The organism is Streptomyces sp. HUAS YS2 (genome assembly GCF_033343995.1).
GTDB lineage: Bacteria > Actinomycetota > Actinomycetes > Streptomycetales > Streptomycetaceae > Streptomyces > Streptomyces solicathayae.
In genome coordinates this window covers 1,643,586-1,669,199 of the sequence record NZ_CP137573.1, presented here as the reverse complement: position 1 = coordinate 1,669,199, position 25,614 = coordinate 1,643,586, and the positions used below count along the sequence as shown (strand labels likewise).

The window sequence follows — 25,614 nt, the reverse complement described above, 5'->3', positions numbered from 1 at the left end:
CGCACACGGCGGAGGCTTCCCGTTCGTGGGGCGGCAGCGCGAGCTCGACCGCCTGCTGGTCGCGGTCCGGCGCCCTCCGGCGGTCGTCCTGATCGAGGGCGAGGCCGGGATCGGCAAGTCCCGACTCGTGCACGAGGCGGCGTGCGTGCTGGCCGGGGAAGGCGGCCGGGTGCTCACCGGCTCGTGCCACCCGCTGCGCGAGCCGTTCCCGTACGGCCCGGTCGTGGACGCGCTGCGGGAGGCCGGCGACTGGCTGCCCACGGCGGGTGTCCCGCCGACGGCGGGCGCCCTCGCCCCGCTGCTCCCCGACCTGGCCGACCGGCTGCCGCCGCCCCCCGACCCGGTCGAGGACCCCCACGCCGGGCGCCACCGACTCGTCCAGGCGGTGCGGTCGTTCCTCGCCGCGCTCGGACCGGCGGTCCTGGTCGTGGAGGACCTTCACTGGGTGGACGGTGCCACGCGGGATCTGCTGCTTCTCCTCGCCCGCGACCTGCCCGAGCGGCTCTCGCTCGTCCTCACCTACCGTGCCGAGGACCTGCCGCCGGGGACCCCGGTGCTCGGCGCCGCCTACCGCCACCCGCCGGGGGTCGGCGGAACCACGGTCCGCCTCGGCGCCCTCACCGAGGAGGACATCCACGAACTGGCCACCGCCACCCTGGGCCACCACGCCACCCGAGCGATCGGCCGGGCCCTCCACCAGCGCAGCGAAGGACTGCCGTTGGTCGTGGAGGAGGACCTGATCACGCTGCGGGAGCAGGGCCGGCAGACGGGCTGCGACGACGACACGGTGGAGAGACTGCGCCGGGCGGACGTACCGCACGGGCTGCGCGAGGCCGTCACCGAGCGGCTCGCCGCGCTGACGCCCGCCGGTGCGGCCGTCGTGCACGCGGCCGCGGTGCTCGCCGTCCCGGCCTCCGAGCCGCTGCTCGTCCGGGTCGCCGGGCTCGACCCGGACGAGGGTGCCACGGGCATCATCGAGGCGCTTGCGGCCTCGGTCCTGCGCGAGACGGATCCGGGCCGCTACGCCTTCCGGCACGTACTGGCCCAGCAGGTCGCCTACCGGCACGTTCCCGGACCTCGGCGCCGGCGGCTGCACCAGAAGGCGGTCGAGGAACTGCAGGCGCAGCGCCCCGTCCCGCTGGTGCAGGTCGCCCACCACACGCTCGCCCTCGGTGACCGGGAAGAATGGCTCCGCCGCACCGAGGAAGCCGCCGACCAGGCCGTCTCCGTCGGCGACACCGGTACGGCGGCCACGCTGCTCCGGCAGATCCTCGAACAACAGCACCCCGACGAGGCCCTCCGCTCCCGGGCAGCGCTCGCCCTCGCCCGCATCGCGACCTTCGGCGCGGACCACACGGCCAACGCGGCGCTGCTCCGCCGCATCCTGTCCGACCGGCAACTTCCCGAAGCCGGCCGGGGCGAGGTCCGGCTCGGCCTCGGACTGCTCATGGCCACGCAGGCGGGGGACCGCGCCGGCTTCGGGGAGATCGAGCAGGCCGCCGCCGAGCTGGAGAGCCGTCCGGAGCGGGCGGCCAGGGCGATGATCGCGCTTGCCATGAACGAGTGGGGCGGCGCGGTCGAGCAGGCCGGGGCGTGGATGGACCGGGCCGAGGCCGCCGTCGCCGGCAGCCGGAACGAAGGCATACGGGCTGCCGTCCGGGCCACCCGGATCACCCTCATGGCCCGGGAGGGCGACCCGGCGGTCTGGTCGCTGCTCGAACGGCTTCCCTGGGAGTCGGACGATCGGGAGGTCGTCCGGCAGACCGCCCGCGCGGTGCACAACGCGGGCACCCTGACCGCGGAACTCGGCCACGACGCACGCGCCCGGCGGCTTCTCGCCGGAAACGAGGAACGGGCCGACACCTCGGGCATCCCGTACCTGGGGGTGTACGGGCAAGCCACCCTGCTGAGCCTGGACTTCCTGGGCGGTCGATGGGACGGCCTGGAGGAGCGCCTCGCCGCCCTCGCCGACGAGTACCCCGACATCATCCTGGTCGGCGTCGAACGCGCCCTGCTCCTCGGAGGCCTGGCCGCGGCCCGGGGGCAGCGCAGCCGCGCGCTCGAGCACTTCGGCACCGCGGCGGCGTACGGGGAGTGCCACTCCGAGGTGAGCGTGGCGCTCCGGGCGGCCACCGGACTCGTCCACATCCGTCTCGCCCTGGGCAGCGCCGAGGAGGCCGCGTCCACGGCCGCGCCCGCCGTCGCGCTGCTGCGGGAGGCCCGGGCCTGGCCGAGGAACGCCGGGCTGCTCTCCGCCGCGATCGAGGCGGCTCTGGCCACCGGCGACCGCGACGGCGCCGAACGCCTCGCGCAGGACGCCGAACGCGCACTGCGCGGACGGGACACGCCCGCCGCGCACGCCGAACTCCACCTCGCCCGCGGCCTGCTGCTGCGCCACGGAGCCCCCGCCGAGGCGGCCGAGCGGTTCGAGCGGGCCCGGCGCGCGTGGCACGAGATCGGCCGCCCCTACGAGGCCGCCCGCGCCGCCGAGCGCCTGGGGTGCATCGAGGCAACGCGGCCGGGCGGCGAGCCGCGGCACCTCGTCGAGGCGCTGGACGCCTACACGCGGCTCGGTGCGTCGGCCGACGCCGCACGGTGCCAGCACGCCCTGCGCGAACTCGGGCTGGGGCAGCGGGCGTCGCAGGGGCGCCGGGGGTACGGGGACCGGCTGTCCCCTCGCGAGCTCCAGGTCGCCGAGCTGCTGTCGCGCGGAGCGACCAACCAGGACATCGCCGCAGGGCTCTTCCTGTCGACCCGCACCGTCGAGCAGCACGTCGCCCGGGTCCTGCGGAAGCTCGGCACCACGCGGAAGACGGTGGGCGAGGCGCTTCGGAGGCTGGGGGACAGCCGCTGAGCCGGGTTCCGGCTCCTTTACGTATACCTACTTCGGCCACCCCTGATTGTCCGCGGACGTGGGTGACGGCAGGGTCGGGTCCGCCCCGCCAGGCACGACCCCGCGGGACGTGCCAGGGAGCAGGCACGGTGCTGAGCCGCAGCATCGGCCGCCTGACGCCGGACCGACGGCACGGTCCCCCATGTCGGGCCGTCGGTCCGGTCCGCACCTTCCACAGATCCGCCTTCCCGCCCCCACCCCAGAGGGAAAGACATGACGTTCGAGAGGCCGGCTTCCACCGGCAGAAGGCCCGTGTCCCGCATCCTGCCCGCCACCGTCGCCGTCTCGGCGCTGGTGCTCACAGGAATCACCGCGGCCGACGCGGCACCGCTCGCCACGGGCGCGACGGCTGCCACCGTGAAGGCCCCCGCCGCGCTCACCGGGCCGCAGCTCGCCGATTCGTGGCAAGGGCCGCTGAGCACCCGTGGGCGGTACGTCGTCGACGCCGACGGCAAGCGGTTCAAGCTGAAGGCCGGCAACTGGTCCGGCGCCCAGGGCACCTGGGAGGGCAGCGGCAGCGAGAGCGACGCGGCCAACCACCAGGCCGACCAGATGTCGAACAACATCCCGCTCGGTCTGGACCGTGTCCCGATCAGCCGAATCCTCGCCGACTTCCACGCGCTGGGCCTGAACACCATCCGGCTGCCCTTCGCCGACGCGATGATCGACGACGACACCCTGGTGCCGAACTACGCGGTCGCGGCCAACCCGCAGCTGGAGGACAAGACCCCGCTGGAGGTCTTCGACGCGGTCGTCAAGGCCCTGACGGACGACGGTTTCGCGGTCATCCTCAACAACCACACCACCACCTACCGTTGGTGCTGCGGCCTGGACGGCAACGAACGCTGGAACACCAGCCAGTCCACCCAGCAGTGGATCGACAACTGGCGGTTCATGGTGAACCGCTACAAGTCCAACACCCGGGTGGTCGGCGCGGACCTGCGCAACGAGGTCCGGCGGGACTGGAACGACGACCCGAACTGGGGCTGGGGGAACGAGCACGACCTGTACAAGGCGTTCCAGGAGGCCGGCCTCAGGATCCAGGACGCCCACCCGGACATCCTGGTCATCATGGAGGGCATCAACTGGCAGGGCATCCCGCAGGGCATGTTCCCGCACGGCCGGCCGACGCTCACCCCGGTCCGCAATTTGTCCAACACCCTGATGTACTCCAACAAGCTGGTCTACTCGGCGCACTTCTACGGCTTCACCGGTCCCAACCACACCGGTGCGAGCGGTGGTTGGCAGAACGGTGAGACCAACGACCCGCGCTACCGGGACCTCAGCCCCGAGGATCTGATCAAGGTCGTCAACGACCAGGCGCTGTTCGTCACCGAGTCCGGGCAGCACTTCACCGCCCCGGTGTGGGTAAGCGAGTTCGGCACGGGCGGACGCGGCCAGACGGACCAGAAGGAGATCGACTGGTTCAACCGCTTCACCGACATCCTGGTGAAGAACGACACCGACTTCGCCGTCTGGCCGCTGACCGGCTGGACGACCAACGGCAAGATCAACGACAACTGGGCGCTGATCTCCTACGACGACGACGGCAACCGAAAGAGCGTCCTCGACCCCGGCGACTGGCGCACCACCGCCTGGAACAAGCTCGTCAACGCGCCCGGCAAGACCGGCCCGGTCGCCCAGGGCGAACGCTGGAACATGCTGAACGTCGCCTCCGGCAACCAGAACGCCGCGTCCTGGATGCGCGCCAACGCCCCGGTCCAGACCCCGGGCAACCGCCAGGGCTCCTGCCCCGACGGCCAGCGCCTGATCGGCATCAGCCGGGAAAACCGCCGCGGCCTCTGCACCGACGTCAACCACCCCGCCACCGGCTCGGGCGACTGGAAGGTCGTCAGGGACCAGAGCACCGTGACCAAGGACTGGGCCCCCTGGTACGAGAAGCTGGAGTGTCCCACGAACCACTACGCGGCCGGGTTCGCGTTCTGGGACACCGCGATCTCCGGGCTGCTGTGCGCGCCCGCGACCGGCACACTGCCGAAGACCAACCGCGTCGCCTGGTTCGACCGGGGTGACAACCCGTCGCTGAACGAGACGCAGATCAAGAACGACTGGGCCCCCTACGACTACAAGGGCCAGTGCCACACCGACGAGTACCTCGCTGGCGTCGCCTACACCTTCAACCGGACCCAGGGCGCCCCGGCCCACGGCAAGCTGGGCGTCCCCGACGCCCTCCTCTGCCGCCCTCTGACCTGACCGGCCCACACGTCGAAGGCCGGACCGGGCGCTTCGATGTGACGAACCGTCAATTCCATGCAACGCCGTTTCTCCCTGCCCCCCAACAGAAGGCGGCCCCACCTCATGTCCATACGCAAGAAGACCGCTTCCGTCCTGGCGGTCACCTCGGTGCTCGCGCTCTGCGGCCTCGGCGCGGCTCCGTCGGCGAGCGCCGCCGCGGCGGCCCCGGTCGCCGCGCCCCTCGTCACCGGCACGGGCGGAGTCCAGTTGGTCTCGTACGACGCGAAGACCGGCGCCGCAGTGCTCTCCGCCGGTACCGCGTCCGCCGGCGTCAAGGTCGGCCAGGTGATCGACAGCCTGCCGTGCGCGGCGGCTCCGGACGGCGCGCTGCTCGTGGTCACGGGCGTGCGGAAGGCCGCTGACGGCAAGATGGCCGTCAGCACGCGCCCGGGCGCCATCAACGAGCTGCTGGGCTCCAAGTCCGCTTCCGTGAATACGGCGTTGTCCGCGTCGAGCTTCGACGTCACTCCGGAGGTGTCCGGGCTCGAGGTCAGCTATGTGCCGCGGATCGACGGCGCCTCGGCCTCGGCCTCGATGGCCCTGAAGCTCAGCGCCGACACCGACATCGACCTGCCCGACGGCACCTCGGCCGAATTCTCGGGCTCCATGGAGGTCGCCCCGGCCATCGACTTCGACTACACCGGTGCCGTCTTCGACGTCCAGAAGGCCCACGTCGGCTTCACGGCCGACACCAGGGCGGACTGGCACGTCAAGGGGAGGTTCGCGACGGACGACGCCTCGATCAAGGTTCCGCTCGCATCCCTCAGCGCCTCGCCGGTGCTCAAGGCGGCCGGCCTGCCGGTCGTCGTGAACCTGGACCTCACGCTCTACGCCCACATCACCGCCGACGGCGAGGTCACCGTCGACGTCGAGCAGAGCTACGCCGACGACTGGGGCGTGTACGCCGACTACACGAAGGGGAGCGGCTGGAGCAGGAGCACCGACTCCGGCAACGAAACGGCATTCCCGGTCAAGGGATCGATCTCCGGAGAAGGCGACATCCGCACCGGTCTCCTCACCGAGGGCACCGTCGCGATCTTCGACAGCCTGGGTGTGAAGGCCGGCGTCGAGCCGTACCTGCGCACGACAGTCAGCGGCAAGGTCGTCTTCGACGGCGAGGGCGGCGTGGAGTCCCAGACCGGTCCGGTCGAGCTCTACGGCGGTCTGGACGTCGGCGGCGCGCTCTTCGCCCGCCTCAGGATCCTGGGCACCACCCTGTTCGAGCGGGACCTGCCGTTCACCGTCTACCGCGAGGAGTGGCCGCTGCTGAGCGTCCCGGGCACCTCCGACGACGAGGTCTTCGCCGACAGCTGACCCGACGACGCGTGTCTGTGCGGACCGCTCCCCGAGCGGTCCGCACCCCCTCCGGGCTCACTCCGTCCCCTCCTTCAGGGGCAGTTCGCACCAGATGACCTTGCCCTCCGCCGTGTAGCGCGTGCCCCAGCGGTGAGAGAGCTGGGCGACCAGGAAGATGCCGCGGCCGCCCTCGTCCGTCGTGGCAGCCCAGCGCAGGTGGGGGGCGGTGCTGCTGCCGTCGGAGACCTCGCAGACCAGGCTGGTGTCCCGGAGCAGCCGGACCCGGACCGGCGCCGTGCCGTAGCGCAGCGCGTTGGTGATCAGCTCGCTCAGGATCAGCTCGACGGTGAAGGCCTGCTCGTCGAGCCCCCACTCGGACAGCCGTCGGGCGCAGGCGGACCGGATCCGCCCCACCGCGGACGGGTCCATCGGGACGTCCCATTCCGCCACCTGGTCCGGCGCGAGCCGGCCGGCCCGGGCGACGAGCAGGGCCACGTCGTCCTCCGGGTGCGGGGCGGGCAGCGCCCGCGCGGCGGCCCGGCAGGTCTCCTCGGGGCCGAGCCGCCCTTCGCCGGCGAGCGCGGAACGCAGCCGCTCCAGGCCCTGGTCGACGTCCCGCTCGCGGGTCTCGACCAGTCCGTCGGTGAACAGCACCAGGTGTGTGCCCTCTTCGAGCTTGAGTTCGGTGCTCGCGAAGGGCCGGCCGCCCACGCCGAGCGGCGGCGCCAGCGCCGTCTCGGGGTACTCGACCGAGCCGTCCGGGGTCACCAGGGCGGGTCCGAGGTGCCCGGCGCGGGCGAGGGTGCAGATCCCGGAGACCGGGTCGTACACCGCGTACGCGCAGGTCGAGCCGGTGATCTGGTACTCGTCGCACTCCTCGTCCGTCTGCGCCACCAGCTCGTCGAGCCGGCCCAGCATCTCCTCCGGCGGCAGGTCGAGAGCCGCGAACGTGCGGATGGCGATGCGCAGCCGGCCCATCGCGACGGCCGCGTGGATGCCGTGCCCGACCACGTCCCCGACGACCAGCGCGGTGCGGAAGCCCGGCAGGGGGATCACGTCGTACCAGTCGCCGCCGACCCCGGCCTGGGCCGGCAGGTAGCGGTGCGCGATGTCCAGCGCGGTTCGCCCGGGCGCGATCCGCGGCAGCAGGCTGTGCTGCAGGGCCTCGGCCGTGCCGTGCTCGCGGGTGAAACGGCGCGCGTTGTCGATCGACACCGCGGCGCGGGCGGCCAGCTCCTCGGCGAGCAGCAGGTCGTCGCGCTCGTACGGCGTGCCTTCCGGTGACCGCCGGAACTCGACGAGCCCGAGCACACCGTCCCGTACGCGCAGGGGCGCCACGATCACCGAGTGAGCCCCGTCGGCCGACAGGACCGCGTGGCCGTCGTCCAGGCACCGTGCCTGCGGCGAGCCGTCGGCCACCACGACCGCGCCGCCCACGACCGCACCGCCCGCGGCGGCGGGCCCGCCCGCGCCGGGCGTCCCGCGCAGCGCCGTGCGACGCAGCAGGCGGTCGGGCGCGGCCGGATCCTCGCCGCGTGTGACGGCGTCGACCAGGTCGACCGTGACGGCGTCCGCGAAACGGCCGAGCGCCACGTCGGCGAGCTCGTCGCAGGTATGGGTCATGTCGAGGGTGTCACCGATCCGCATGCCCGCCTCGTACAGCAGCAGCCGGCGCTGTCCCGCGGCCTCGACCCGGCCGGCCAGCTCGTGCAGCTCGGTCGAGTCGCGCAGGGTGACCACGCTGCCGGGCGGGCCGCCGAAGGGCGCGGTGGGCCGTTTGTTCACGGCCAGGGTGCGGTCGCCGGCCTGGTGGATGCCGTCGGTGACCTCGTCGGCGGAGGACAGCAGGGCGGCTGTGGCGGGGTCCAGTTCGCTCACGGGTCGCCGCTCGGCGTCGGGCGGCAGCGCGAGGAGCCGGCGGGCCTCGTCGTTGGCGAGCGTGATCCGGCCGTCGCCGCCGACGATCACCACGCCCTCGCGGACGGCGTGCAGCACGGCGTCGTGGTGCTCGTACATCCGGGCCAGCGACGCGGGGCAGAGGCCGCGTGTCTGCCGCCGCAGCCGCCGGCCCGCCAGCCCTGTCGCCACCACGGCCAGCGCCACGGCGGCCGCGGCACCGCCCAGCAGAACCGGCAGATCGGCGCCCACGACGGAGTCGACCGTCTCGACGGTGATGTGGACGGCGACCACGCCCTTGGGCGTACCGTCCGCCCCGAACACCGGCACGGCCGTCGCGATCGAGTGGTAGTGGGCCTCGTCCAGCTCGAAGGTGACCGTCCGCCCCTTCCGCAGCTGCGGCACCACGTTCTCGGCCACCTGCCGCGGCTGGGCGTACGGGCGGCCCAGGTACTCGGGGTACGGCGAGGTGAGCTGCACGGAGTCGGCGGTCAGGACGACCACGGAGTCCACGCCGGTCGCCCTGCGCACCGCTTCGGCCCGGGGCTGCAGCGTCGCGGAAGGGTTCGGGCCGTCCAGCGCCGCGATCAGGCCCGGAGCCCGGGCGAAGGACTCGGCGACGCCCCGGGTCACCCGCCGGGCGTCGTTCACGGTGCTGGACCGGGCCTGGAGCACCAGCGCGGTCACGCCGGCGGCCACCAGCAGCAGCACGATGACGAGCTCGACCACGAGTGCCCGGCCGGCCACGCTGTGCGGGTCCAGAAGCGCCCGCAGGCCGGTCCGGCCGCGGACCGCCTGGCTGGTGTGGGCGCGTGATCGCACCCGAAGACGCTCGAACACGCATCCACCGTGCCGGGGGCGCGTCAGGATGGGGACGGAGAAACTACGTATTCGACTACGTATTCTCGAAATGTCAGGAACAGTCGGATGCGAGGCCGGCCGGGAGGCGGGACACAGAGTGACTGCAGCGAGCGGCCGGGCGAAGGCCGGGAATCTGCCGGCCGACGTCACCAGTTTCGTCGGCCGGCGGCGCGAGATCACCGAGGCGCTGCGCCTGCTCTCCTCCTCGCGGCTGCTGACCCTCACCGGCTCCGGCGGCGTCGGCAAGACGCGCCTGGCGCTCCGGGTGGCCGAACGGGCGCGCCGGAACTTCCGCGACGGCGTCTGGCTGGTCGAGCTCGCCGACCTCAGCGACCCGTCCCTGCTCGCCCACACCACCGCCGAGCGGCTGGGCCTGCGGGCCGAGCCCTCCCGCGATCGCGTCGAGCTCGTGATCGACCACCTCACGCCCCGCGAGACGCTGCTCGTCCTGGACAACTGCGAGCACCTCGTCGACCAGTGCGCGGCCTTCGTCGCGGCCCTGCTGCCCGCCTGCCCGCGGCTCACCGTCCTCGCGACCAGCCGGCAGTCCCTGGGCGTCTACGGCGAGAACACCCTGCTCGTGCCGCCGCTGCCGGTGCCCGACCCCGACCACGTGCTCTCGGCCGCGGAGCTGGCCCGGTACGACTCGGTGGCGCTGTTCGTCGAACGCGCACGGGCCGTCCTGCCCGGCTTCGACGCGGCTGACGGCGCCTCGCCCGAGGTCCTGGCCCGGCTCTGCCGCGATCTCGACGGCATCCCGCTGGCGATCGAGCTGGCGGCCGTCTGGCTGCGCACGCTGTCCCTGGGGCAGCTGGAGGAACGCCTCTCCGAGCGCTACCGGCTGCTCACCACAGGCCCGCGCAGTGCGCCGACGCGTCAGCGGACACTGCGCGCGCTGATCGACTGGAGCCACGAGCTGTGCTCCCGCCCCGAGCAGCTGCTGTGGGCCCGGGCCTCGGTCTTCGCCGGCGGCTTCGACCTCGCCGCCGTCGAGTACGTGGGCGCCGGCGACGGGGTGACCACCGAGGAGCTGCCGGACCTGCTGCACTCCCTCGTCGACAAGTCGGTCCTGATCAGGGAGGAGCATCGCGGAGACGTCCGCTACCGGATGCTGGAGACGCTCCGCGCGTACGGACTCGAACGGCTCGCGGAGGCCGGCGAGGAGACGGCGGTACGGCGCCGGCACCGCGACTGGTACGCCGCTCTGATCGAGCGGTTCGAGGCGGAGTGGATCGGTCCCGGGCAGGAGGCCTGGCTGGACCGCCTGGATCACGAACACGCCAACCTCCGTGCCGCGCTCGCCCACTGCCTGAACCGGCCCGGCGAGGGTGTCGTCGCCCTGCGCATGGCCACCGCCGTCGACGAGTACTGGAGCATCCGCGGCCTCAACACCGAGGCTCGCTACTGGCTCGACCAGGCGCTCGCCGCCGCCCCGGAAGCCGGCCGGGAACGGATCTCCGCGCTCTGCCTCAACGCCTGGTACGCGCTGCTGCAGAGCGACCCCGCGTCCGCGCTGCCGCAGCTCGACGAGGCGGAGGCGCTGGTCGAATCCGCCGGTGGCCCCGGCCAGGCCGCGTTCGTCGCGCACGTCAGGGGCATGGCGGCCCTGTTCGCCGGCGACGTGGACCGGGCGGCGGAACTGCTCGACCGGGCGCTCGCCGGCTTCCGGGCCGGACGCCCCCGCGGCGAACTGTTCGCACTGTCCATGCTGGGCCTCGCCGAGGGGCTCCGCGGCGAACGCGTGCGGGGCCTGGCCCGCATCGAGGAGTGCCTTGCCCTGGCGCAGGAGCGCGGAGAGGCGTACTGGCGCTCCTGGGCCCTGTGGTCCCTCGCCTTCCTGGAGCTCGGCCACGACCTGGGCCGCTCGGAGGCGGCGGCCAAAGAGGCGCTGACCGTCCACGGCCACATGGAGAGCCGGCTCGGCACCGCCTTCCTCATCGACCTGCTCGGCTGGGTGAGCGCGCGGCAGGGCCGCCATGTCCGCGCCGCCACCCTCTTCGGTGCGGCCGCCGCGGTCTGGCACCCGATGGGCACCGCCACCCTCGACGGGATGGCACCCATGGCCGCGGTCCAGGACGAGCACCTGGCCGGCGTCCGCGCCGCCCTCGGCGACGAGCGGTACGAGTCCGCCTTCCGGCACGGCAACGGGATGTCGGCGCGCAGCGCCGTCGAGTTCGCGCTGGAGGACGGTGAGAAGCCGCAGCGCCGGGCGCCGCGGGACGCCGGCGACGAGACCCTGCTGACGCCGAGGGAGCGTCAGGTCGCGGCCCTGCTCGCCGAGGGGCACTCCAACAAGGAGATCGCCGCCCGCCTCGTCGTGTCCACCCGTACGGCCGAGACCCATGTCGACCACATCCTGAGCAAGCTCGGCTTCACCTCCCGCGCGCAGGTCGCGGCCTGGGCCGCCGCCCACGACCTCACCCCGCCCGCCGACGTCTGAGCGGCCGGGCGGTTCGACTGCCGTCAGGCCCCGGCGGCCGCGCGCCGGATCGCGTCGAGCGTGCGCGCCACGTCGTCGTCGGTGGTCGACCAGTTGCTCACCGAGATCCGCATGACGCGTCTGCCGTGCCAGGTGGAGCCGCTGATCCACGCCGTGCCGTCGTCGAGCAGCCGGTCGAGTACCCGGTCGGTGCGTCCGTCGCTGCCGAACTCGGCGCAGACCTGCGTGAACGCGACCTCGTTGAGAACGGTGGCGCCGTCGATCTCGGCGATGCCGGCCGCGAACGCGGAGGCGTGGCGGCACAGCCGCTCCACGAGGTCGGAGACGCCTGATCGGCCGAGGGACCTGAGGGCGGCCCACACGGTGAACGCTCTGCCGCGCCGCGAGAGTTCGGGCACCTTGTCGATGGGGTCGCCGTGCTCGTGCTGGATGAGGTAGTCGCCGCGCTGACCCATCGCCGCCCGGACCGCGGACGCGTCGCGCACGATCGCGAGTCCGCAGTCGTAGGGGACGTTCAGCGTCTTGTGGGCGTCCGTCGCCCAGGAGTCCGCGTCCGCGCAGCCCGCCGTCAGGTGGGCGTAGCGTGGCGAGGCGGCTGCCCACAGTCCGAACGCGCCGTCGACATGGACCCAGGCGTCCGCCTCGCGTGCCGCACCGATGCTCGCGGCGAAGGGATCGAAGGCGCCGGAATGGATGTCGCCGGCCTGGAGGATCACGATCGTGGGGCTCTTTCCGCCGGCCGTCAGCGCCCTGCGCAGGGCCTCGGGCTCGATGCGCCCCTGATCGTCCGCCGCCACCAGGTCGGGCCGGCCGAGCCCGAGGTAGCGCAAGGCCAGGTCGATGGCCATGTGCCGGGACTCGCCGGCGATGACACGCACGTGCGGGCCACCCGTGAGGCCGTCGCGGGCGACGTTCCAGCCGGTGCGTCGCAGCACCGTGTCCCGCCCGGCGGCGAGGCACGTGAAGTTCGCCATCGTCGCGCCCGTGGTGAAGCCCACGGAGCTGTCCTCCGGCAGGCCGAGCAGATCGAGCAACCAGGTGCCGGCGATCTCCTCCGCCGCCGCGTACGCGGGCGTGACGGTGCGCATCACACAGTTCTGGTCCCAGGCACTGACCAGCCAGTCGGCAGCCAGCGCGGCCGGCTCGGTGCCGCCCACCACGAACCCGTAGAAGCGGCCGCTGGGAAACGCGGTGAGCCCCGGCTCACAGGCCGTGGCCATCAGGTCGACGACGTCGGCGGGCGTGCCGGGGCCGGCAGGCAGTTCGGCACCGAGCGCGCCCACGATCTCGTCGACCGAAGCGCGGGCGGGAATCCGACGGTCGGGCAGGCTCGCCAGCCACCGGACAGCATGGTCGTACGCCTGTCGGAGCGCCGCCTCACGCGCGTCCATACCTCGGACTATGCGACCGTCGCCACCGCCCCGCAACCCGGGTGGTCGATCAGGTGGTCCCGGGGCTCTACAGCCAGTCCTTCTTCTTGAAGACCACGTACAGACTCGTGCACACCACCGCCATCAGGACCACCGCGAACGGATACCCGCCCGCCCAGTGCAGCTCCGGCATGTTGTCGAAGTTCATGCCGTAGATGGTTCCGACGAGGGTGGGTGCGAACAGGATCGCGGCCCAGGCGGAGATCTTCTTGATCTCCTCGTTCTGTTCGAAGCCGGCCTCGGCCAAGGCCCGCATCTCGGCGCCCTGTTGCTGGGCGACCAGGGTGGCGTTGACCGTGAGGATCTCGCTGAGGGCCTGGCGGAAGCCGTCGACGCGTTCGCTGGTGTGGGTGACGTGGTCGGCGACGTCGCGGAGGTAGCGCTGGAGCTCCTCGTCCGTGCCGTACTTGGCGAAGCCGGCCATCAGGCCGTGCAGCATGCTCACCAGCGGGCGGGTGGCGCGCTGGAACTCGACTATCTCGCGGGAGAGTTCGTAGATGCGGCGGGACACCGCCGGGTCGCCGCCGAAGACCTCGGTCTCGATCTCGTCGATGTCGTTCTGGACGCCGGCGACCACGGGCGCGTACCCGTCGACGACCGCGTCCAGGATCGCGTACAGGACCGCCTCCGGCCCCAGGGCCAGCAGTTCGGGGGTCTCCTCCATGCGGCGGCGGACCGCCGACAGGTCGGGGGCCGCGCCGTGGCGGACGGTGATGACGAAGTCGGTGCCGACGAAGACGTGGAGTTCGCCGAAGTCGACCTCCTCCGGTGCGTCCAGGTAGCGGGCCGCCCGGAGCACCACGAACAGCGTGTCGCCGTAGCGTTCCAGTTTCGGGCGCTGGTGCGCCTCCATCGCGTCCTCGACCGCCAGCTCGTGCAGGTCGAACTCGGCGGCCAGGGAGTGCAGTTCGTCCTCCGTCGGACGTTGCAGACCGATCCAGGCCATGCCCTCCGGCTGCTCGCGCAGCTGCCGGAAGGTCTCCGCGAGCGTGTCCGGCGAGGACACCCGGCGGCCGTCGCGGTACAGCGACGCCTGTACGACGCTCGGCCGCGGCTCCCCGCCCGGCGGCTCCGGCGGCCCGCCCTTCCCCGGAGAGCCCGACCCGCCCGATCCGCTGGACGAGCCCGATCCGCCCGCTCCGCCCGAGGAGCCCGCCGAGCCCGACGGCCCCGAGGACGGGGGCTCCGCCTGGCGGCGCCAGGGGTGCTTCAGCGGGGAAAGGGCGGCCCGCGGGCGGCGCTCCGACATCGTGGGGTCCACCTCCACGGGAATGATCAGCATCTCGGAGCAGGATATACGGGGCCAATCCCGCGGGCTTCCCGGTGTCGGCCCGCCTCTTGCGGACCGTACCTGTCCGCAATGCTGAGTACCGTTCCTGTCATGGCCGCACAGAAGAACGCCCACCCGGTGCTCACCCGCCGTGCCCTCAACCGCGCCACCCTCGACCGGCAGCTCCTGCTGCGCCGGTCCGCCCGCCCCGCCGAGGACGCGGTCCGGCATCTCGTCGGCCTGCAGGCCCAGAACACCAAGCCGCCGTACTACGCGCTCACCGCCCGGCTCGACGGCTTCCGGCCCGAGGACCTCTCCGCGCTCATGGAGTCCCGCGCGGTCGCTCGGATGGTCACCATGCGGTCCACCATCCACACCCACACCGCCGACGACTGCCTCGCCCTGCGCCCCCTCATGCAGGCCGGCGGCCCGGACCGCGAGCTGAAGGTGTTCCACAAGCGGCTCGACGGCGTCGACCTGGACCGCCTCGCCGCCCTCAGCCGCGCCGCCGTCGAGGAGAAGCCCAGGCCGGTCAAGGAGCTCCGTACCCTGCTGCTCGCCGAGTGGCCGGACGCCGACCCGCTCGCCCTCACCGTCGCCGCCCGCTGCATCCTGCCCCTGGTCCAGGTCACCCCGCGCGGCCTGTGGGGCCGCAGCGGCCAGGTCGCCCTCACGACCGCCGAGCACTGGTTCGGCCGTCCCGTCGCCGACCCGCCGCCCGCGCCGGACGAGACCGTCCGCCGCTACCTCGCCGCCTTCGGCCCCGCCTCCGTCAAGGACATGCAGGCCTGGTCCATGCTGACCGGGCTGCGAGAGGCATTCGAGCGGCTGCGGCCGGAGCTCCTGGTCCTCCAGGACGAGAACGGCGTCGAGCTCTTCGACCTCCCCGACGCCCCCCGGCCCGACGCCGACACCCCGGCCCCGCCGCGCCTCCTCGCCGAGTTCGACAACCTGCTCCTCTCGCACGCCGACCGCAGCCGCGTCGTCCCGCCGGAGTACAAGGGCCGCACCTGGTCGGGGAACCAGGCGCACCCCACCTTCCTGCTCGACGGATTCCTCGCCGGGACCTGGCGGCTGGACACCGGCAGGAACGGGGTCGGCAAGAACAGCGTCGTCATGACCCTCCAGCCCTTCGCCGCCCCCACCCGCGCCCAGCGCGCGGCGCTCCAGGAGGAGGCCGGCCGCACCCTTTCGGTGCTCGCGTCGGACGTCGCCGACCACGACGTCCGTTTCGAGGACTGACCCCTCACCCTTACCGGAGCAGCCCCGCCCCGCGGGCCGCCACCACCGCTTCCAGCCGTGTGTGCGCCCCCAGCTTCCGCATCGCCGAGCGCAGGTACGCCTTCACCGTCTCCGGCCGCAGCCCCAGCCGCTCCGCCGCCGCCGCGTTCGTGGCTCCCGTGGCCACGGCCGCCAGCACGTCCAGCTCCCGGGGGGCCAGCGAAAGCTCCGGGGCGGCGCCGGTCCCGCCGGTCGCCGAGGCGAGCCGGCCGCAGACCGCCAGGAGCCGCTCCCGCAGCTCCGGGTCGTCGATCCGCGGCGCCAGGTCCCGCAGCTCCCCGTGCGCCCGCCGGACCTCGTCCCACGACGGGACGCCCGCCTCCTGGGCGCGGTCGCGTACCGCGAGCGCCTGCTCGACGTCCCGGGCGGCCGCCATCGCCGCGTCGAAGGTGCGGTCGCCGATCGGCAGGGCGTCGCGCAGCGCCCCGTACAGCACGCCGCGCACCTTCCGGCGGACGACGACGGGGACCGCGATCACCGAGCGCAGCCCCTCCGCCGACACCGGGCCGTCGTACTCGTGCGTGATGTGCCGCGCGGAGGGATAGTCCGTCACCGCGCACGGCCGCGAGAGCGCCAGGGCCTTCCCACCGAGGCCGCTGCCCGTCGAGATCGCCAGGCCGTCCAGCGCCGGCGTGAGCGCACCGCTCAGCTCGGCGATCCGCATCCGCCGGCCGTCGCCCCGCAGCAGACCGCCGAAGGCGACCGGAAGGCCGGTGGCGCGCCGCATGCGCAGCAGCGCGGCCCGCAGCTCCACCCCCTCGACGTGTTCGGCCACCGCGTACTCCTTCGTTCGCTCCTTCACCCCCGAACGGGGGTAGTGAGACCTGGGTCACCGATTACACGATGTCCCTGACCGGTCCCGCAACGGTCCCGCAACGAGGAGGACGCATGTCGGAACGCAGCGAGACGACGAGGTTCCGGGCCGCCCGGGACTTCCTGCTGCAGCACCGCGAGGACTACGAGACGGCGTACGAGGGCTTCGCCTGGCCCCGGCTCGACCGTTTCAACTGGGCGCAGGACTGGTTCGACGTCATCGCCCGGGACAACGACCGCACCGCGCTGCACATCGTCGAGGAGGACGGCAGCGAGGTCCGGCGCAGCTTCGCGGAGATGTCCGAGACCTCCGACCGGGTCGCGAACTGGCTGCGCGGGCTCGGTGTCCGCCCGGGCGACCGGATCATCGTGATGCTCGGCAACCAGGTCGAGCTGTGGGAGACCGCGCTCGCCGCGATGAAGCTGCGCGCCGTCGTCATCCCCGCGACCCCGCTGCTCGGGCCCGCCGACCTGCGGGACCGGGTGGAGCGCGGCCGGGCCCGGCACGTGATCGTACGGAGCGAGGACACAGCCAAGTTCGCGGACGTGCCGGGGAACTACACGCCGATCGCCGTGGGCGAGCGGGTCCCCGACTGGATCGCGTACGAGGAGGCGTACGGGGCGTGCGCGCCGTTCGACGGCGCGGGCGTCACCCAGGGCGACGACGCACTGATGCTGTACTTCACCTCCGGCACCACCGCCCGCCCCAAGCTCGTCGAGCACACCCACACCTCGTACCCCGTGGGTCACCTGGCCACCATGTACTGGATCGGTCTGAAGCCCGGCGACGTGCACCTCAACATCTCCTCGCCTGGCTGGGCCAAGCACGCCTGGTCGAACCTGTTCGCCCCGTGGAACGCCGAGGCGACCGTCTTCATCCACAACTACACGCGCTTCGATCCGGCCCGCCTCATGGCCGAGATGGACCGCAACGGAGTCACCAGCTTCTGCGCCCCGCCGACCGTGTGGCGGATGCTGATCCAGGCCGACCTGTCCCAGCTGAAGACGCCCCCGCGGGAGGTCGTCGCGGCCGGCGAACCGCTGAACCCCGAGGTCATCGAGGCCGTGCGGCGCGCCTGGTCGGTCACCATCCGGGACGGCTTCGGCCAGACCGAGACCGCCGTCCAGGTCTCCAACAGCCCCGGCCAGCGCCTCAAGGAGGGCTCCATGGGCCGGCCGAGTCCCGGCTTCCGGGTGGAGCTGCTCGACCCGGTCACCGGCCGGCCGGGCGCCGAGGAGGGCGAGATCTCGCTCGACCTGTCCGCCGACCCGGTGGGCCTGATGACCGGCTACCACGGCGACCCGGAGCGTACGGCCGAGGCGATGGCCGGCGGCTACTACCGCACCGGCGACATCGGCGCCCGCGACGCCGACGGCTACATCACCTACATCGGGCGCGCCGACGACGTGTTCAAGGCCTCCGACTACAAGATCTCGCCGTTCGAGCTGGAGAGCGCCCTGCTGGAGCACGAGGCGGTGGCGGAGGCGGCCGTCGTCCCCGCGCCGGACCCGCTGCGGCTCGCGGTGCCGAAGGCGTACGTGGTCCTCGCGGCCGGCTGGGAGCCCGGTCCGGACACCGCGAAGGCGCTGTTCGCGCACTCGCGCGCGGTGCTCGCCCCGTACAAGCGGATCAGGAAGCTGGAGTTCGCCGAGCTGCCCAAGACCGTCTCCGGCAAGATCCGCCGGATCGAGCTGCGGGAGCGCACGGCCAAGGGCGAGGGTACCGAGTACGACGAGGGAGACCTGCGATGAACCGACCGCACACGCTGCCGGAGCTGTCGTACGCGCACGGCACGAGCGATGTCCCGCTGCTCGCCGACACCATCGGGACCAACCTGGACCGCGCCGTCGGGGCCTGGCCCGACCGGGAGGCGCTGGTCGACGTGCCCTCCGGGCGGCGCTGGACCTACGCCCGACTCGGCGCGGAGGTCGACGAGTTGGCGGACGCGCTGCTCGCCAGCGGGGTCCTGAAGGGCGACCGGGTCGGGATCTGGGCGGTCAACTGTCCGGAGTGGGTGCTCCTCCAGTACGCCACGGCCCGCATCGGCGCCGTCATGGTGAACATCAACCCGGCGTACCGGGCGCACGAGTTGGAGTACGTCCTCAAGCAGGCCGGCATCACGCTCCTGGTCGCCTCGCTCACCCACAAGACCAGCGACTACCGCGCGCTCGTCGAGCAAGTGCGCGGCAATTGCCCGGAGTTGCGGGAGACGGTCTACATCGGCGACGCGAGCTGGGACGCGCTCGTCGCCCGGGCGGCCGATGTGGGGGAGTTCCGGCCGGCCGCGCTGAGCTGCGACGAACCGGTCAACATCCAGTACACCTCGGGAACCACCGGCTTCCCCAAGGGTGCGACGCTCTCGCACCACAACATCCTGAACAACGGGTACTTCGTGGGCGAGATGATCGCCTACACCGAGCAGGACCGGATCTGCATCCCCGTCCCGTTCTACCACTGCTTCGGCATGGTGATGGGCAACCTCGCGGCCACCTCGCACGGCGCCTGCATGGTGATCCCGGCCCCCTCGTTCGACCCGGCGGCCACGCTGCGCGCGGTGGAACAGGAGCGCTGCACCTCGCTGTACGGCGTGCCGACGATGTTCATCGCCGAGCTGAACCTGCCGGACTTCGCCTCGTACGACCTCTCCTCGCTGCGCACCGGGATCATGGCGGGCTCGCCCTGCCCGGTGGAGGTGATGAAGCGGGTGGTCGCGGAGATGAACATGGCGGAGGTGTCGATCTGCTACGGCATGACCGAGACCTCGCCGGTCTCCACCCAGACCCGGCGCGACGACGACCTGGAGCGCCGCACCGGCACGGTGGGCCGCGTGATGCCGCACGTCGAGGTGAAGATCGTCGACCCGGCGACCGGCATCACCGTCCCGCGCGGGGCGGCGGGGGAGCTGTGCACCCGCGGCTACAGCGTGATGCTCGGCTACTGGGACGAGCCGGAGCGCACGGCGGAGGCGATCGACGCCGGACGGTGGATGCACACGGGCGACCTGGCGGTGATGCGCGAGGACGGCTACGTGCAGATCGTCGGCCGGATCAAGGACATGATCATCCGCGGCGGGGAGAACGTGTACCCGCGTGAGATCGAGGAGTTCCTCTACGGCCACGAGAAGATCGCCGACGTGCAGGTGGTGGGCGTGCCGGACGAGAAGTACGGCGAGGAGATCCTCGCCTGCGTGATCCCGCGCGACCCGGCGGACCCGCCGACCCTGGAGGAGCTGACGGCGTACTGCCGGGACCGGCTGGCGCACTACAAGATCCCGCGCCGGCTCGAGGTCCTCGTGGACTTCCCGATGACCGTGAGCGGGAAGGTCCGGAAGATCGAGCTCCGCGAGCGGTACGGGACGGTCGGCTAGGCCCCGGGCGACGTGGGGGCGAGCGTGCGCCGCATGCAGACGCGCGGCCAGCAGTCCAGGCCGTGCGCCGCCTCGGCGCGCCTGATCTCCCGCAGCCCGTCGGTGAGTTCGGTCTCCGCGAGGGTGCGGAAGCCGAGCCGGGCGTAGTACGGGGCGTTCCACGGCACGTCCGCGAAGGTCGTCAGGGTCAGCGCCGTGAGGCCCTGCGCCGCGGCGACGGACGCCAGGTGGTCGATCAGGGCCCGGCCGATGCCCTGCCGGGCCGCCGCGGGGTGGACCGACACCTGCTCGATGTGCGCGGCCCCGTCCACGGCGTCCATCAGCAGGTACGCCACCGGCCGGCCGGCCCCGTCCGGGTCCGCGACCCAGGCCCGGCCCGCGTCACGGTACGACTCCAGGACGTCCAGCGGCAGCGGTTCGTCCTCGGCGATCGCCACCATGCCGAGCGAGCGGAACGGCTCGCCCGCGGCGCGTTCGATGTCCTGGAGCAACGGGAGTTCGGCGAATGAGGCCGGGCGGATGCGCATGGGTCGAGTATCGCGCGTGCCCGCGGGACCTCGGCCCCGTCGTGCGGGAACCGCTCGGCCCCGGGGTGCGACCTCGGCCACCGGGCGGGGCCGCGGCCTGGCCGGTCTTCGCCGGTCTTCGCCGGTCTTCGCCGGTGTGTCAGTCGCTGCCCGACCCGCCGCCGGAACCGCAGCCTCCCGCGCCGCCGCAGCCGCCTCCGGCCTCCCCGCATCCGGCGCTGTAGTGGCCGCCGTGGCCGAACTTCCGGTAGACCCGGATGTGCAGGCTCGGGATCTCGTCGACGCGCTGCCACGCGGTTCCGGAGTCGAGGTTGCCCCGGCCCGCGCCGAGCAGCCCGCCGTCGCGCGCGAAGTTCGGACAGAAGAGCTTCAGGGCGGCGTCGCCGTACAGCGCGACGTACAGCTGGATCCGCTCCGCCGTCCCGGCCGCCTCGCTCGACAGGGCGCGGCGGTGGGCCGGCAGCGGGTGGCGGGCGCGCTCGTCGGCGAGCGTGCGGCGGGCCTCGCGGGTAATGCGAGGCACCCGCCACAGGGCGATCGAGACGATGATCGTGACGGCGCCGACGGCGTACGGGACGACGGCGTCCGCACCGCCCCACGGGGCGACGAGCAGGCCCGTGACCAGCGTGACCGGGACGAGCACCAGCAGGGCGCGGGCGGTGCGCCAGCGGCCGGGCCGGCGCAGCAGTCCGGCGAGACCGAGCTCGGTACGGAGCGCGTCGACGGCCTTGCGGGCACGCGGCCGGCCCGTCAGCGCACCGACTCCGATGGCGCGGTGCAGCGAGGCGTGGACCCCGCGCTGGAGCGGGTCGCGGGTGGCGCCGGGGCCGCCGTTCGCGCGGACGGTTTTGCGGCGTCCGGCGGCGACCGCGCCGCGCTGGTGCAGGGCGACCAGCGCGACGGTCACGGCGGCCCGCGAGCCGCCGCGCAGCAGCGCGAGGGCCGACGGCGCGAGCTCGGTGGGGCGGGGGCGTCCGGCCCGTAGCAGTACCGACGCGATCACCGTCTGGACGCAGGCGACTCCGACGAACCACCACAGCTCCGTAGCCATTTCAACCACCCCCAGGAGTGGTGTGCCCTGCGGAGGGAGATCGTCACGCGTGAATGGCCGGATTCAGAGCAGGATTTGAGGTTTGTCGCGCCCCGCCCGGCGGAGGGTGTGCTTCAGCCGAGCAGGTCGACGGCCTGCCGGTTGAGGGGCTGCGGGGTGCCGGTGAGATCGAGGACGAAGAGGGCGACGCCGATGTCGTCGGCGCGGGCGCGCGCCTCGGAGGTGTAGCCGGCGAGCGAACACAGGACGCCGACGGAGGACGCGCTGAGGCCGCCCAGCCACAGGCACTCGACGGCGCGCGTCCCGACCGGCCGGGTCGACGGGTCGACCCGGGCGACGAGCCCGCGTCCGCGCAGGTCGATCCCGTCGGCGGAGCGCTCCTCGGTCCGCAGGACGTCCTGGAACCCGAGCCACCGGAGGAACAGCGCGACGGCGTCGACGGCGTCCCGCGCGGTCCTGATCGTGCGGGGCCGAAAGGGGGCGCGCTCGGCAACCGGCACGGGCGCGGTCGACGGCAGGGGTGCGGGGGTGGGCGCGGGTACGGACGCGGGGTCCGTGGCGCGGGCGGGCGCGGTGCCGGTGGCCGGGCCGCCGCCGGACGCGTCCGCGGCCGCCGCAGAGCCGGGCGGGCCGTAGGCGGCGCCCGGTGCGGCGTCGTAGGCGACGTCGGACCTGACCTCGTACGGGGCCTCGTACGGGGCCTCGTACGGGGCCTCGTACGGGACTCCGGACGGGAGGTCGTACGAGGCCTCCGGCGCCGCATCGCGGCCCGACGGCCCGGCTCCCACCCCGGCCCCCGCCCCGTCCGCCGCCACGGGGTGCACCGGCACCCTCAGGACCGTCCCGCAGGCGCAGCCGACCTCCGGGTGGGGCCAGTCCGCCTCGTGCCCGCAGGCGGTGCATCGGACCGCGACCCACTCGTCCGACCAGGTGCGATGCGTCACCGGCCGCCCCGGTACCCCGGCGATCAGCGGCGGCACCACGGGCGCCCCGCAGGCGCACGGGTAGGCGGGTGGCGCGTACAGGTGCGTCCGCCGACACTCCGGACATTCCACCCACACCGACTCGGACCCGCCCACGCCGACCGACCCCCTTCGTCCCACCCCGACGTCCCGTCCTCATGGTCCACCAAGCGGACTCCCGGTGGGGCCGGATCGGCACTCCCTTGACGACTCTCGGCTGACGCGCCTAACCTGCTTCCGTATAGCAGAACAATACTTCCGCATTACGGAAACGGATGGAAATCGCGCCCCGCCCGGGCGGCCCGCAGTCCGTCTCCGCCTGGCCGAAGCAGGAGCACCCCATGCCCCGTATGACCGCCGCCGCAGCGGCCGTTGAGATCCTCAAGCGCGAAGGCGTCACCCAGGCGTTCGGCGTCCCCGGCGCGGCGATCAACCCCTTCTACCGCGAGCTCAAGAACGTGGGCGGCGTCAGCCACACGCTCGCCCGCCACGTCGAGGGCGCGTCCCACATGGCCGAGGGCTACACCCGCGCCAAGCCGGGCAACATCGGCGTCTGCATCGGTACGTCCGGCCCCGCCGGCACCGACATGATCACCGGCCTGTACTCGGCGATCGCCGACTCGATCCCGATCCTGTGCATCACCGGCCAGGCTCCGGTCTCGAAGCTCCACAAGGAGGACTTCCAGGCCGTCGACATCGCCACGATCGCCAAGCCGGTCACCAAGGCCGCGACGACCGTCCTGGAGGCCGCGCAGGTCCCCGGCGTCTTCCAGCAGGCCTTCCACCTGATGCGCTCCGGCCGTCCCGGCCCGGTCCTCATCGACCTGCCGATCGACGTCCAGCTCACCGAGATCGAGTTCGACCCGGAGACCTACGAGCCGCTGCCGGTCTACAAGCCGTCCGCGACCCGCGCGCAGGCCGAGAAGGCCCTGAGCTTCCTGCTCGAGGCGGAGCGCCCGCTGATCGTCGCCGGTGGCGGGATCATCAACGCCGACGCCACCGACCTGCTGGTCGAGTTCGCCGAGATCACCAACATCCCGGTCATCTCCACCCTCATGGGCTGGGGCACCATCCCGGACGACCACGAGCTCGCCGCCGGCATGGTCGGCGTCCAGACCGCGCACCGCTACGGCAACGCGACCTTCCTCGAGTCGGACACCGTCATCGGCATCGGCAACCGCTGGGCCAACCGCCACACGGGCTACAACCTGGAGGCGTACACCAAGGGCCGCAAGTTCGTCCACGTCGACATCGAGCCCACCCAGCTCGGCAAGATCTTCGCCCCGGACTACGGCATCGCCTCCGACGCCAAGGTCGCCCTGGAGCTGTTCGTGGAGATCGCCAAGGAGTGGAAGGCCGCGGGCACGCTGCCGGACTTCTCCGCCTGGGCCGCCTCGGCGCAGGAGCGCAAGGCCACCCTGCAGCGCCGCACGCACTTCGACAACATCCCCATGAAGCCGCAGCGCGTCTACGAGGAGATGAACAAGGCGTTCGGCAAGGAGACCCGCTACGTCACCACCATCGGTCTCTCCCAGATCGCGGCGGCGCAGTTCCTGCACGTCTACAAGCCGCGCCACTGGATCAACTGCGGCCAGGCCGGCCCGCTCGGCTGGACCATCCCGGCCGCGATCGGTGCCGCCACCGCGGACCCGGAGACCCCGGTCGTCGCGCTCTCCGGCGACTACGACTTCCAGTTCATGATCGAGGAGCTGGCGGTCGCCGCCCAGCACAAGGTCCCCTACGTCCACGTCCTCGTGAACAACGCCTACCTGGGCCTGATCCGTCAGGCGCAGGGCGGTCTCGGGATCAACTTCGAGGTCAACCTCGAGTTCGAGAACATCAACACCCCGGAGATCGGCGTCTACGGCGTCGACCACGTCAAGGTCGCCGAGGGCCTGGGCGTCAAGGCGATCCGCGTCGAGGACCCGGACAAGCTCGGCGAGGCGCTGGAGGAGGCCAAGAAGCTGGCCGTCGAGTTCCAGGTCCCGGTCGTCGTCGAGGCCATCCTGGAGCGCATCACCAACATCGCGATGAGCAAGACGGTCGACATGAGCGACGTCACCGAGTTCGAGGAGCTCGCGACCGAGCCCGGCCACGCGCCGACCGCGATCAAGGCCCTCAAGGTCTGATCACGCGTCACCCGGCCGCAAGGCCGAGGCCCTCGCCCCGAAGAGCACCGGGGCGGGGGCCTCGCCCGTTCGGTGGCGTGCCGGTCCCTCCGTGGCCGTGCAGGTCCTCGTACGCGCCCCGTCTCACGACTGGGCGCGTACGAGCATCTCGCCGGCTTCCGTCCAGTAATAGAGGACGGACCGTCCCGAGCGCCTGCGCCGGACGAGGCGGGCGTCGAGCAGCACCTTCAGGTGCCGGCCCACCGAACCGAGCCCCTGTCCGGTGAGTGCCACCAACTGGCTGGTGGACTTGGGGGATTCGAGCCGCACGAGGACCCCCGCCCGAGCCGGTCCGAGCAGCACGCCCAGCGCGTCCGGCACCGCCGGGGCGTCCGGCTCCGCCAGGGTGCCGGAGCAGGGATAGACGATCGCGTACCGCTCCGTGCGCTCCCAGGAGACCCAGCCCCGGCCCGGCGTCACCGGAACGAACAGCAGCAAGCCGCCGTCGACCGAACGCGGCGGATAGTCACGGGCGTTGACCTGGAGGCGGCCGTCGCCGAGCCAGCGCATCTTGCCGGGACACAGCTCGTCGAGCGCCGCCGCCCAGCCGCCCTGGCTCAGCCGCGCGGTCCGCGCGACCACGTCGGCCTCGATGATCCGCCGCCGGCGCGGCCAGTTCGGCAGCACCGTCTCCTCCCAGACCCAGGTCAGGATCGCGGCCATCCGTCGGGGCAGGTCGGTCGCGGACCGCAGCGGCTCGGGCACCGGGCCGCCCAGCGAGACCGCCAGGTCCGCGACGGCCGCGGCAGGGTCCGCGTCCCGGACGACGGCGACCTCCTCCTCGAAGTTCTGCTCGCCGTCGCCGAGCGGCGTCGGGGTGAGGAAGTCGGCGTTCCAGGTGGCGCCGAGCGCGGCGCGTACCAGGAGCGCGTCCACCGGGTCGTGTGCCAACCGCCCCCGGTAGCGGGGGAGATGGGCCCCCAGCCAGATCCGCTCACCGGGGTTCGCGGCCGCCGGACGGTCCAGCGCCTTCAGCGCCGCGACCGTCTCGGCCAGCGGCGACACCACGAACCGGCTCCTCGCCAGTGCGTCCGCGTCGATCTGCCACCAGCCCATGTTTCGCCTCCCCGCGAAACTGTAACGGCACTGCGCCGCCGCCTTC

16 protein-coding genes are annotated in these 25,614 nt (G+C 72.9%); 8 read left to right on the top strand and 8 right to left on the bottom strand.

Annotated elements, in window-relative coordinates:
- Positions 1–25 precede the first annotated feature (25 nt).
- The 3 genes from R2D22_RS07665 (at position 26) to R2D22_RS07655 (ending at position 6,463) form a co-directional block, all read left to right on the top strand.
- Positions 26–2,854 carry an ATP-binding protein gene (locus tag R2D22_RS07665; RefSeq protein ID WP_318102128.1) on the top strand — a complete coding sequence of 943 codons (2,829 nt, stop codon included), beginning with the start codon at positions 26–28 and terminating at the stop codon, positions 2,852–2,854.
- A gap of 291 nt (positions 2,855–3,145) precedes the next feature.
- Entirely contained in the window at positions 3,146–5,107 is a 1,962-nt protein-coding gene (locus R2D22_RS07660) for a glycoside hydrolase family 5 protein (protein ID WP_318102127.1), read from the top strand.
- 105 nt (positions 5,108–5,212) lie between these two features.
- The gene (locus tag R2D22_RS07655) at positions 5,213–6,463 is read left to right on the top strand and encodes a hypothetical protein (protein ID WP_318102126.1); all 1,251 of its coding nucleotides are present in this window, start codon (positions 5,213–5,215) and stop codon (positions 6,461–6,463) included.
- A gap of 57 nt (positions 6,464–6,520) precedes the next feature.
- Here the strand turns inward: R2D22_RS07655 and R2D22_RS07650 are convergent, their stop codons facing one another.
- Complete coding sequence (locus tag R2D22_RS07650) at positions 6,521–9,181, bottom strand: SpoIIE family protein phosphatase (RefSeq protein WP_318102125.1); 2,661 nt, start codon at positions 9,179–9,181, stop codon at positions 6,521–6,523.
- Positions 9,182–9,299: 118 nt separating this feature from the next.
- On the opposite strand from R2D22_RS07650, the gene R2D22_RS07645 reads away from it, so the two are divergent.
- Positions 9,300–11,642, top strand: coding sequence for an ATP-binding protein (locus R2D22_RS07645; protein ID WP_318102124.1), 2,343 nt, complete (start codon positions 9,300–9,302; stop codon positions 11,640–11,642).
- 23 nt (positions 11,643–11,665) lie between these two features.
- On the opposite strand, the gene R2D22_RS07640 is transcribed toward R2D22_RS07645, so the two are convergent.
- Both R2D22_RS07640 and R2D22_RS07635 read right to left on the bottom strand, forming a co-directional pair.
- Complete coding sequence (locus R2D22_RS07640; RefSeq protein ID WP_318102123.1) at positions 11,666–13,033, bottom strand: pyridoxal phosphate-dependent decarboxylase family protein; 1,368 nt, start codon at positions 13,031–13,033, stop codon at positions 11,666–11,668.
- A 67-nt stretch (positions 13,034–13,100) separates the two neighbouring features.
- Positions 13,101–14,321: a magnesium and cobalt transport protein CorA gene (locus R2D22_RS07635; protein ID WP_318109645.1), complete on the bottom strand. Its 1,221-nt coding sequence runs from the start codon at positions 14,319–14,321 to the stop codon at positions 13,101–13,103.
- Between the two features lie 132 nt (positions 14,322–14,453).
- On the opposite strand from R2D22_RS07635, the gene R2D22_RS07630 reads away from it, so the two are divergent.
- Complete coding sequence (locus tag R2D22_RS07630) at positions 14,454–15,584, top strand: winged helix DNA-binding domain-containing protein (RefSeq protein ID WP_318102122.1); 1,131 nt, start codon at positions 14,454–14,456, stop codon at positions 15,582–15,584.
- Positions 15,585–15,594: 10 nt separating this feature from the next.
- On the opposite strand, the gene R2D22_RS07625 is transcribed toward R2D22_RS07630, so the two are convergent.
- Positions 15,595–16,398 (bottom strand): helix-turn-helix transcriptional regulator, encoded by an 804-nt coding sequence (locus R2D22_RS07625; RefSeq protein WP_318102121.1) that lies wholly within the window; start codon positions 16,396–16,398, stop codon positions 15,595–15,597.
- A 113-nt stretch (positions 16,399–16,511) separates the two neighbouring features.
- Between R2D22_RS07625 and R2D22_RS07620 the strand changes: the two genes are divergently transcribed.
- The gene (locus R2D22_RS07620) at positions 16,512–18,188 is read left to right on the top strand and encodes an AMP-binding protein (protein ID WP_318102120.1); all 1,677 of its coding nucleotides are present in this window, start codon (positions 16,512–16,514) and stop codon (positions 18,186–18,188) included.
- A complete protein-coding gene (locus R2D22_RS07615; protein ID WP_318102119.1) occupies positions 18,185–19,804 on the top strand; it encodes an AMP-binding protein in 1,620 nt (539 codons plus the stop codon). Before R2D22_RS07620 ends, R2D22_RS07615 begins: the two co-directional genes overlap by 4 nt.
- Here the strand turns inward: R2D22_RS07615 and R2D22_RS07610 are convergent.
- The 3 genes from R2D22_RS07610 to R2D22_RS07600 form a co-directional block, all read right to left on the bottom strand.
- On the bottom strand, positions 19,801–20,331 hold the full coding sequence (locus R2D22_RS07610) for a GNAT family N-acetyltransferase (RefSeq protein ID WP_318102118.1): 531 nt from the start codon (positions 20,329–20,331) through the stop codon (positions 19,801–19,803). The two genes, R2D22_RS07615 and R2D22_RS07610, sit on opposite strands and share 4 nt — an antisense overlap.
- Positions 20,332–20,470: 139 nt before the next feature.
- Positions 20,471–21,382 carry a TIGR04222 domain-containing membrane protein gene (locus tag R2D22_RS07605; RefSeq protein ID WP_318102116.1) on the bottom strand — a complete coding sequence of 304 codons (912 nt, stop codon included), beginning with the start codon at positions 21,380–21,382 and terminating at the stop codon, positions 20,471–20,473.
- A gap of 113 nt (positions 21,383–21,495) precedes the next feature.
- Positions 21,496–22,326, bottom strand: a complete 831-nt coding sequence (locus R2D22_RS07600) for a hypothetical protein (RefSeq protein WP_318102114.1) — start codon at positions 22,324–22,326, stop codon at positions 21,496–21,498.
- A gap of 359 nt (positions 22,327–22,685) precedes the next feature.
- Here R2D22_RS07600 and gcl point away from each other — a divergent pair, with 359 nt between their 5' ends.
- Positions 22,686–24,473: a glyoxylate carboligase gene (gene gcl / locus R2D22_RS07595; RefSeq protein ID WP_318102112.1), complete on the top strand. Its 1,788-nt coding sequence runs from the start codon at positions 22,686–22,688 to the stop codon at positions 24,471–24,473.
- A 123-nt stretch (positions 24,474–24,596) separates the two neighbouring features.
- Here gcl and R2D22_RS07590 read toward each other — a convergent pair whose 3' ends face one another.
- The gene (locus R2D22_RS07590; protein WP_318102110.1) at positions 24,597–25,568 is read right to left on the bottom strand and encodes a transcriptional regulator; all 972 of its coding nucleotides are present in this window, start codon (positions 25,566–25,568) and stop codon (positions 24,597–24,599) included.
- Positions 25,569–25,614 lie beyond the last annotated feature (46 nt).